Annotated in this window: 4 protein-coding genes and 1 tRNA gene; 3 read left to right on the top strand and 2 right to left on the bottom strand. The window is 70.2% G+C overall.

The window, feature by feature from the left end; translation table 11 throughout:
* Positions 1-57: 57 nt before the first annotated feature.
* Positions 58-134: transfer RNA gene (locus ACYVOK_RS34410), tRNA-Arg, on the bottom strand.
* Positions 135-280: 146 nt separating this feature from the next.
* Between ACYVOK_RS34410 and ACYVOK_RS34415 the strand changes: the two genes are divergently transcribed.
* The 3 genes from ACYVOK_RS34415 (at position 281) to ACYVOK_RS34425 (ending at position 7944) form a co-directional block, all read left to right on the top strand.
* A complete protein-coding gene (locus ACYVOK_RS34415) occupies positions 281-1714 on the top strand; it encodes a PrsW family intramembrane metalloprotease (protein WP_460666792.1) in 1434 nt (477 codons plus the stop codon).
* A gap of 90 nt (positions 1715-1804) precedes the next feature.
* On the top strand, positions 1805-6268 hold the full coding sequence (locus ACYVOK_RS34420) for a dynamin family protein (RefSeq protein WP_460666793.1): 4464 nt from the start codon (positions 1805-1807) through the stop codon (positions 6266-6268).
* A complete protein-coding gene (locus ACYVOK_RS34425; protein ID WP_460666794.1) occupies positions 6265-7944 on the top strand; it encodes a YfjP family GTPase in 1680 nt (559 codons plus the stop codon). The genes ACYVOK_RS34420 and ACYVOK_RS34425 overlap by 4 nt, the downstream gene beginning before the upstream one ends.
* A 314-nt stretch (positions 7945-8258) precedes the next feature.
* On the opposite strand, the gene ACYVOK_RS34430 is transcribed toward ACYVOK_RS34425, so the two are convergent.
* On the bottom strand, positions 8259-8876 hold the full coding sequence (locus ACYVOK_RS34430) for an SRPBCC family protein (RefSeq protein ID WP_460666795.1): 618 nt from the start codon (positions 8874-8876) through the stop codon (positions 8259-8261).
* Positions 8877-9153: the final 277 nt, after the last annotated feature.

Here is a 9153-nt window from a genome sequence, read left to right on the forward strand (position 1 = left end):
AACAGGTGAACCCACAAATCGTGGGTTCACCTGTCGCCGATGTCCTGAGACATCACATGGCGCGCCCGGCAGGATTCGAACCTGCGACCAACGGATTAGAAGTCCGACGCTCTATCCAGCTGAGCTACGGGCGCGTGGCAGGGAAGAGTCTCTCAGATCCGGGGTGAATCGTGCGCGGGGGTTCCGGTCGGCGGGTCGAAGTACAGGCTTGTCGTTCCATCCCGGTAACGCTGCGTGGGCGGTCCTGCCGCCGGATCGGGTCTCCAACTAGGCTGCGGGCATGAGTTACCCCTCACCAGGCCCGGCCGGCACGCCGCAACCCGCGGCGGGGTCGGCGTACTCGCCCGGCGGACCGTACCCTCAGCCGAACGTACTGGGCAGCCATCCCGTCCCCGGGCAGCGGCGCAACCAGGGCATCCTGATCGGCATCGTGATCGCGGTCGTGTTCGCGATCGCGGGTCTGGTGATCTTCAGCATCGTGGCCAGGTCGACCGGTTCGGGCGGCTTCACCTGGGGTCTGGTCTTCGCCTTCGTCCCGGTCATCCCGGTGATCGCGCTCTACCTCTGGCTGGACCGTTACGAACCGGAGCCGACCAGGTACATCCTGTTCGCGCTCTGCTGGGGTGCCTTCATCGCCACCCTGGTCGCGATCTTCATCAACACCGAGGTCTCGCACTGGCTGCAGGAGACCGGCAGCGGCGGTGACCGTTCGGCCGTCTTCGTCGCGCCGCCAGTGGAGGAGTTCGCCAAGGGCTCGGTGATCCTGCTGCTCGCGCTGGTCCGGCGCAAGGAGTTCGACGGGATCATCGACGGTCTGGTGTACGCCGGGATGGTCGGCGTCGGCTTCGCCTTCACCGAGAACATCCTCTACTACGGACGCATCTTCAGTGAGCTCTCCGAGGAGGGCGGCCGGGGCGCAGGCTTCACAGGCCTGTTCTGGTTGTTCGTGCTCCGCGGCATCATGACCCCGTTCGCGCACCCGTTGTTCACCTCGTTCACGGCGATCGGCATTGGCATCGCAGTACGGCATCGCAGTACGACGGTCCGGTTCCTGGCTCCGGTTGTGGGCTACCTGGCCGCCGTACTGGCGCACGGGTTGTGGAACGCCGTCGCGAGCTGGGCCGGCGCGGCGGGCTTCGTCTTGTCGTATCTGTTCCTGATGGTCCCGTTCTTCATCGGCTTCGTCGTCTTCGCCCTGATAATGCGGTCCCGCGAGGGCAAGATGATCGCGTCCCGGCTGTACGACTACGTCCGCTTCGGCTGGCTGGTCGCCCAGGACGTGCCGCTGATCGCGACGCTGCGCGGCCGCAAGGCGCTGCGGCAGAACGCGCGGCGGTACGGCGCCGAGGCCGAAGCGGCCGCGAAGGCGTTCCAGCAGAACGCGACCGACCTGGCGTACCTGCGGGACAAGATCGTCCGCCAGGTCGTCGGCCCGGACGCACTGCACACCGAGAAGCGGCTGCTGGACGAACTGCGGGCTCGGCGGCCGAGCGTCCCGTTCCCGCCGATGCCGGCGTTCGCCCAGGCCGTGCCGCAGGTCCAGGGTCCGGGCGGACCGCCGCCGCCTGGTCAGCCGGGTGGTTATCCACCCCCTCCGGCGGGGTATCCGTCGGGGCAACCCGGTTACCCAGGGGGCCAGCCCGGTTACCCGCCGGGACCCCCCGGCCAACAAGGACCGCCGGGAGGATACGGTCCGTATCCACCATCGCAGTGACTGCCACCCGTCCACGCCGCCAAACGGGGATGACGATGACTTTGCTTCTGCGCTGTCCGACCGGGCACTCTGTGCTCGTGGGCGGACGCCGTGGCTGACATCAGGTCAGCAGCTGGTGAGGGTTCGGAGCGCTCGGGAGAGCCGCAGGTTCCGAACCGGGACCAGCCTGCCCAGGAGCTGGCGAACCTGATCGGCCGATCCGATGCCAAGGGCAAAGGTTTCTGGCGCCGTCGCCGCCGCAAGTCCGCGCCGGAACCCCCGGCCACCCCCGCCACCCCACCCGACGCAGACCCCCAGCCGGACACCACCTCCGCAGCCGGCGCAACCCCAGCCACCGACCCGAAGCAACAGCCCGACACGCCCGCCACCCAATCCGCCGCCCAGCCAACCGCCAAGGCCGACTCGGCCGACTCCACCGACGGGAGCGGCGACCGCCCGTACGACGGGAGCCGTCCGGGCCACACGGGCAACTCCGTTGGTCGGGCGGGCGACGACGACCCGGCCGACACGGGCAACCCCGCCGACGGGATCGGCGACCAGCCGACCAACGGGGGCGGCGACCGCCTGAGCGACACGGGGAACCCGGCCGACGAGACCGGAGACCAGCCGACCGACACTTCGGCCGGTGGTGCCGGCGCCGAGACCGCTGCCGAGGCATCCTCCGCCGACGCCGCCGAAGCCGCGCCTGCGGGCGAGAAGTCAGCCGCCGAAGAATCCACTGCCGAGCGCGGTGTCGGTGGAAGTACTGCAGGCGAGCAGCCTCGTACCGAGCAGACGGCCAACGACGAGCCCGCGGCTGAGCACACTGTGGCCGAGCAGCGGCTTGGTGAGGGTACGACAGGGGAGCAGCCGCGTGCCGAGGAGACGCCTGGCGCGGAGTCCGCGGGTAAACAGCCTGCGGCCGGTCAGCCTACGGCTCACCAGTCTGGCGTCGGGCAGCCTCAGGCTGAGCAGTCTGGTGCCGAGCAGAGTGCCGTGGAACCGAGTGCCGTCGTGCAGGGTGCCGCCGAGCGGACTGGCGACGAGCAGACTGCTGCCGTGGAGTCGGCCAACGGGCAGACGGGCGCTGAGTCGGCCGGCGGGGAGAGTGCCGGCGAGGCTATTGCTCAGGAGATTGCTGGCGGGGAATCTGCCGGAGTGCGTGCAGTGGAGACTGCCGACGAGGCCGCGGAGCCCGAGCGGTCGCGCCCGACCGTGGGCGTCGTGTACGAGCCGGAGGAGTCCCCGGACGGCTTCCCCCTGGAGTTCGGCAACATCATCATCGGCCTCCCGAAGAAGCCCGTCGCCGAGGACTCCGCCGAGCCTGCGGCCGAGCAGCTCGACGGTTCTGCCGATCAGGCTGCCCGCGAGCTCGCCGGCGCCGAGGCCGACCAGGCGGGGGCCGAGCAAGCGGAGGCTGAGCAGGAGCGGGCCGAGGAGGCTGGGGTCGGGGTCGAGCAGGTTGGCGCCGAGGGCGAGCAGACCGGCGCCGAGCAGGTTGTCGTCGAGGGTGAGCAGTCTGAGGTCGGCGCCGACGGTGACCGGGCTGAGGCCGGAGCGACTACGGCCGACGGAGCTGAGCCGGGTGAAGAACAGCCGGGCGACGCTCAGCGGGCGTCCGGAGGCGAGCAGTCGAGCGACGCTCGGGCGGAGGCTTCAGGCGAGCAGCCGGACGGTGGTCAGGCGGAGGGCGAGCAGGAGCGGGTAGGGGCCGAGGGCGAGAACACTGGGGCTGAGCAGGTCGTTCTCGAAGGTGAGCAGGCCGAGGTCGGCGCCGACGGTGACCGGGCTGAGGTCGGAGCGGCCGCGGCCGACGGAGCTGAGTCGGGTGGTGGAGAACAGCCGGACGACGCTCAGGCGGAGTCCGCAGGCGAGCAGTCGACCGACGCCCGGGCGGAGTCCGCAGACGAGGAGCCCGGGGACGGTCAGGCGGAGGCCTTAGGCAAGGAACCGGGCGACGGTCAGGCGGAGGCTTCAGGCGAGCAGCCGGACGGTGGTCAGGCGGAGGGCGAGCAGGAGCGGGCAGGAGCCGAGGAGGCTGGGGCCGAGGGCGGGCACACCGGGGCCGAGCAGGTCGTCGTCGAGGGTGAGCAGGCTCAGGTCGGCGGGGACGGTGGCCGGGCTGAGGTTGGAGCGGCTGCGGTCGACGGAGCTGAGTCGGGTGAGGAACAGGCCGGCGCTCAGACGGGCGCCGTAGGCGAGCAGCCGGGTGTCGCTGGGGCGGCGGCCTCAGGCGAGCAGCCGGGGGACGGTCAAGCGGGGACCTCAGGCGAGCAGCCGGGGGACGGTCAGGCCGGGACCTCAGGCGAGCAGTCGGGCGACGCTCGGGCGGAGGAGTCAGGCGAGCAGGCGGGGGACGCTGGGGCGGAGGAGTCAGGCGAGCAGGCGGGGGACGCTGGGGCGGAGGCGTCAGGCGAGGAGGCGGGGGACGGACAGGCGGGTGCCTTGCCCGAGGGGGCGGATGCGGAAGTCGAGCGGTCTCAGTGGGCTGGGGAAGGCGCGTCGGCTGAGCGAGCGGGGGCGGCGGCTGGAGCCGGGACGGCGGTTGGTTCGGGTGGAGGAGAGGCCGCCTCCGAGGATTCGACTGACTCAGGGACCGAGAGGTCGTCTGATCGGGCTGAGGTAGCAGGGCAGGCCGAGGCGTCGTCTGGGCAGGGTGACGCAGCGGCGCGGGCCGAAGGGACGTCTGGGCAGGGTGACGCGGCGGCGGGGGCCGAGGGGGCGTCTGGGCGGGGTGGTTCGGCGACCGAGGGTGCGGGGGCGTCTGAGGAGGGTGGTGCCGCGGGACCGGGCGGTGAGGATGGGGCGGTTGGTGAGGGTGGGGTTGAGGAGCTGAGTGCGGCGGAGGTGGCTGAGCGGGCGGCTGCTGAGCAGGCTGCTATGGCGTTGATTACGGCGCTGATGCGGCTGCGGGGTGCTTTGGCTGCCAGCCAGTTGCCGCTGGATGTGGTGGGGGCCGACGAGGCTCGCCAGCAGCAGAAGGCGATGCTGGATCAGCTGGACGACTACATCCTGCCCCGCCTGGTGCAGCTCGAGGCTCCGATCCTTGCCGTCGTCGGCGGTTCGACCGGCGCCGGCAAATCGACGCTGGTGAACAGCATCATCGGCAAGGTCGTCAGCGAGCCCGGCGTACTGCGCCCGACCACCCGCTCGCCCGTGCTCATCCACCACCCGGCTGACGCCGACTGGTTCGTCGGCGATCGGGTGCTGCCCGGCATGGCCCGCTCCAGCGGAGACAAGCCCGGCGGTATGGAGGATCCGGGTCAGCTGCGGTTGGTTGCCGCCGACACCGTTCCGCAGGGCCTGGCGATCCTGGACGCGCCCGACATCGACTCGGTCGTCGAGGCGAACCGCGAACTCGCCACCCAGCTGCTCGGCGCGGCCGACCTGTGGTTGTTCGTCACCACGGCCGCCCGGTACGCCGACGCCGTACCGTGGGACTTCCTGCAGAGTGCGTCCGACCGCAGTACGGCGGTCGCCGTGGTGCTGGACCGGGCGCCGGAAGACACCATCGACGACATCACCGGGCACCTCGCGCAGATGCTGCTCGAGCGCGGGCTGGGTGACTCGCCGCTGTTCTCGATCAAGGAGACGGTTGTCGACGGCAACGGCATGCTGCCGCCCGAGACTGTTGCCTCGATCAAGGACTGGCTGATCGATCTGGCCGCTGACGCCGAGGCCCGGTCGGCGGTCGTCCGCCGTACGCTGCACGGCGCCGTCACCGCGATGGTGAAGAAGACCCCGTCGTTCGCGGAGGCGGTCAAGGCACAGGCCGAGACCGCGGTCGAACTGCGCTCGACGGTCGAGGCGGCGTACGACCGGGCGGTCAAGGACATCGCGAAGGCGACGCAGGACGGCACGCTGCTGCGTGGTGAGGTGCTGGCCCGCTGGCAGGAGTTCGTCGGCACCGGTGAGCTGCTGAAGGGCCTGCAGACCAACGTCGGCCGGCTGCGCGACAAGATGAAGAGCGCCGTCGTCGGCAAGCCGCCGCCGACCCGGGATCTCACCGACGCGGTCGAGTCCGGGCTGGAGTCGTTGCTGCGTGAGCACGCCGAAGCCGCCGCAGAACGCGCCGAGGAGTCGTGGCAGTCCACGGCCGCGGGCCGGCAGTTGCTCGCCGCCGGGGACCGCGATCTCGGCCGGATGTCGAAGGATTTCCCGGCCGCGGCCGGACGCGCGGTCCGCGAGTGGCAGGGGTACGTCCTCGACCTGGTCCGAAAGGAGGGCGCCGACAAACGCTCGACCGCCCGCATCCTCGCGTACGGCGTGAACGGGCTGGGGCTCTCGTTGATGGTGGTGATCTTCGCCAGCACAGCCGGGATCCCGACCGGGGCGGAGGTCGGTGTCGGCGCCGGAACCGCGGTGGTCGGGCAGAAGGTGCTCGAGGCCGTCTTCGGCGACCAGGCGGTGAGGACCCTGGTGGCTAAGGCCCGCGAGGACCTTGACGGTAGGGTTCATGCCCTGATGGATGCCGAATTCGCCCGCTATCTGGCCGTCCTCGACCAGCATCCGGTCGACCCCGACGCGGCCAGGCAACTGACGGAGGCCGCGCGCGCGGTGGAGGACTGCACGTGACGGGAATTGTGGATACGGTCAAGGGCCTGGTGAGGGGCTCGACCGATGTCCTGACGAAGATCGAGGCCTTGGAGAAGGCTGCTGAAGCCGGCCAGGGTCGGCTGGACCCGGTGGTACTCACCGAGGCCACGCAGATCGTGGAACGCGCCGGGCAGCGACTCAGGATGTCCGGCGACTTGACCGTGGTTGCGCTGGCCGGTGCGACCGGTTCCGGCAAGTCGTCGCTGTTCAACGCGTTGACCGGGCTCGACCTGGCCGCGATCGGCACCCGTCGACCGACGAGTTCGATGCCGCTCGCCTGTGTCTGGGGCGAGGAACCGGCCGGCGAACTGCTGAACTGGCTGGGGATCCCGCGCCGGCACCAAGTGCAGCATCGAAGTTCCCTGGAGGACGCGCACGCCGAGGACCTGGACGGCCTGGTCCTGCTGGACATCCCCGACCACGACTCGACCGAGGTCGAGCACCGGCTGATCGTCGACCGGCTCGTCGAGCTGGTCGACATGCTCGTGTGGGTGGTCGATCCGCAGAAGTACGCCGACGCCGCGCTGCACAACCGGTACATCAAGCCGTTCGCCTCACACTCCAACGTGATGGTGTTCGCGCTGAACCACATCGACAAACTCACCCCCGACCAGCGGAAGAGCTGCGTCAACGACCTCGACCGGCTGCTCAAGTCGGACGGCCTCAAGTCTCCGAACGTCGTGGCCACGTCGGCGGTGACCGGCGATGGCCTGGGCGAGCTGCGAGACCTGCTGGTCAAGCGGGTCAACAACAAGCGGGCCGCGCGTGAACGGCTCGCCGCCGATGTCGACCGCGTCGCCGACCGGATGGCGAGCCAGTGTGGCGATGCGAAGACTCCGGAGATCGCCAAGAACGACATCGCCGAACTCGTCGACGCCCTGTCCGACGCCAGCGGTGTCCCGGTCGTCGTCGACGCAGTACGTCGTTCCTACCTGCAGCGTGCGCGTGCTGCGACGGGTTGGCCGGTCACCAAGTGGATCGGCCGGTTCCGCCCGGATCCGCTGCGGCGGCTGCACCTGGATCAGTTGCCGAAGCAACAAGGCAAGGCGTTGCGTAAGTCCGCCTCTCAGGAGGTGGCGATCGCCCGGTCCTCGTTGCCTGCGGCAACACCGGTCCAGCGGGCCCGGATGGACACCGCAGTCCGCACCATCACGAACAAGGCGGCCGCGGGGCTGTCGCGTCCGTGGGCCGACTCGGTCCGCTCGGCAATCCGTCGCCGCGAGGAGTCGCTCGGCGACGAGCTCGACCAGGCCGTGGCTCGGACCGACCTCGGTGTGAGCAAGAACCCCGGCTGGTGGAGCGCGGTGCGGTTCATCCAGTGGTTGCTGTTCCTGGTCGCGCTCGGCGGTGGGTTGTGGCTGGCCGCGCTGGCTGTGTTCGGCTTCCTGCAGCTGGAGGACCCGCCGCTGCCGAGGTGGAACGGCGTCCCCTACGCCACGATCATGCTGATCGGCGGCACGGTCCTGGGAGTGGCTGTGTCCTTCGCCTGCCGGCTCTTCGCCACCAGCGGGGCAGCTCGCCGGGGCCGGATGGTCGCCAAGGCTCTTCGCGCGGAACTCGAGAAGGTTGCCGACAGCCACGTTGTTGCGCCGGCTCGCGAAGAACTCGCCGCGTACACCACCTGCCGCGACAGCCTCGCCATCGCCCGCCGCTGACCAACGCGTACCGCGACGCGGAGCAGCATCAGCAGGGCGGGATCGCGGCCGAGTACCCGTCGGTGAAACGCGGTGGCCGCCAACACGCCCGCGTCCGACCAGCACGACCTCGTCACCGTAGAGCGCTCCGTGCCCATGTGCCATCGCGTTCCTGGTCCCGAGCTGCGGTGGCAGACAGAGCCTGTCGGACGGCGATACACATCCGCGGCTTGGGCTGCGGAGTGTGGTGCGGGTTGGGTGTACCGCAGTACCTAGGGGTGGGGGATCGTCCGGGCTCTGGGGAGCCCGGACGGATGTGCGGTGTGGGAGTGGGGTCAGACTTCTGTGCCGGGGGCGAACTGGGCCATGGAGATCTTGGCGGCTTCGGCGAGGTCTTCCTCGGAGGTCGTACCCGATGAGCGGATGGCTTCGATCCAGGCGCGGACGGACTGTTCGTTGAACTTGACGACCTCGGGAGAGTCGGCGAGTTCGACCGGGTTGCTGTCCTCTGGGAGGTCGCCGGCGACGTAGAGGCCGAGGCCTAGGAAGCCGCCGTCCCAGCCGGGGCCGACCCAGAGGGCGCCGGCTCCACCCGGGGCCGGTGGCTCGCTCATCGAGTGCTCGAGTTCCAACTCGGTCGAGGTCCCGGAACCGGGCAGCAAGCGGAGCTCGAGCAGGCTGGTCGGGCCGCCGAAGGTGACCTTGAAGCGCTTGGGTGGCTCGCATTCCAGGATTTCGCCGCCGGCGTTGTGCTCCAGCTGGAACGTGCCGCCGACCTTGAAGTCGCCGGTGACGGGCCAGAACCAGCGGCGCATCCGCTCCGGATCCGTCAGCGCGTCCCAGAGCTCCTCGGGCTCGGCCTGGTACGACCGGCGCATCACCACCGTGACCGTCTCTCCGGTCCGGCTGACCTCGCGCTGAACCGCGTTGATGTGCTCGAGGATGTCGATCACGGTTGTTTCCCTCTCGTCTCCGGCTGTGGTCCAGCTCAGACTGCCGCTTCTCACTTATATAAGTCAAGGCTGAGATAGTCATGCCGCCTCCGGCTCCTCGGTGGCGAGGCTGGAGCTGGGCGTGTCGGCGGAGGTGGGGGCGAGTGTGCCGGAGGGGGTGGAGCCGGGCGTGCCGGAGGGGGTGGAGCCGGGCGTGCCGGAGGCGGGTGTGCCGGAGGTGGGGGCAGGTGTGTCGGAGGACGTGGGGTTGGGGGCGTTGGAGGCGGCGTGCTGGGGG

The sequence above is a fragment of the Kribbella swartbergensis genome (genome assembly GCF_054784135.1).

Excerpts from the sequence above, each read along its gene's own strand:
- ACYVOK_RS34415 (WP_460666792.1), top strand. The coding sequence starts at position 281 with ATGAGTTACCCCTCACCAGGCCCGGCCGGCACGCCGCAACCCGCGGCG.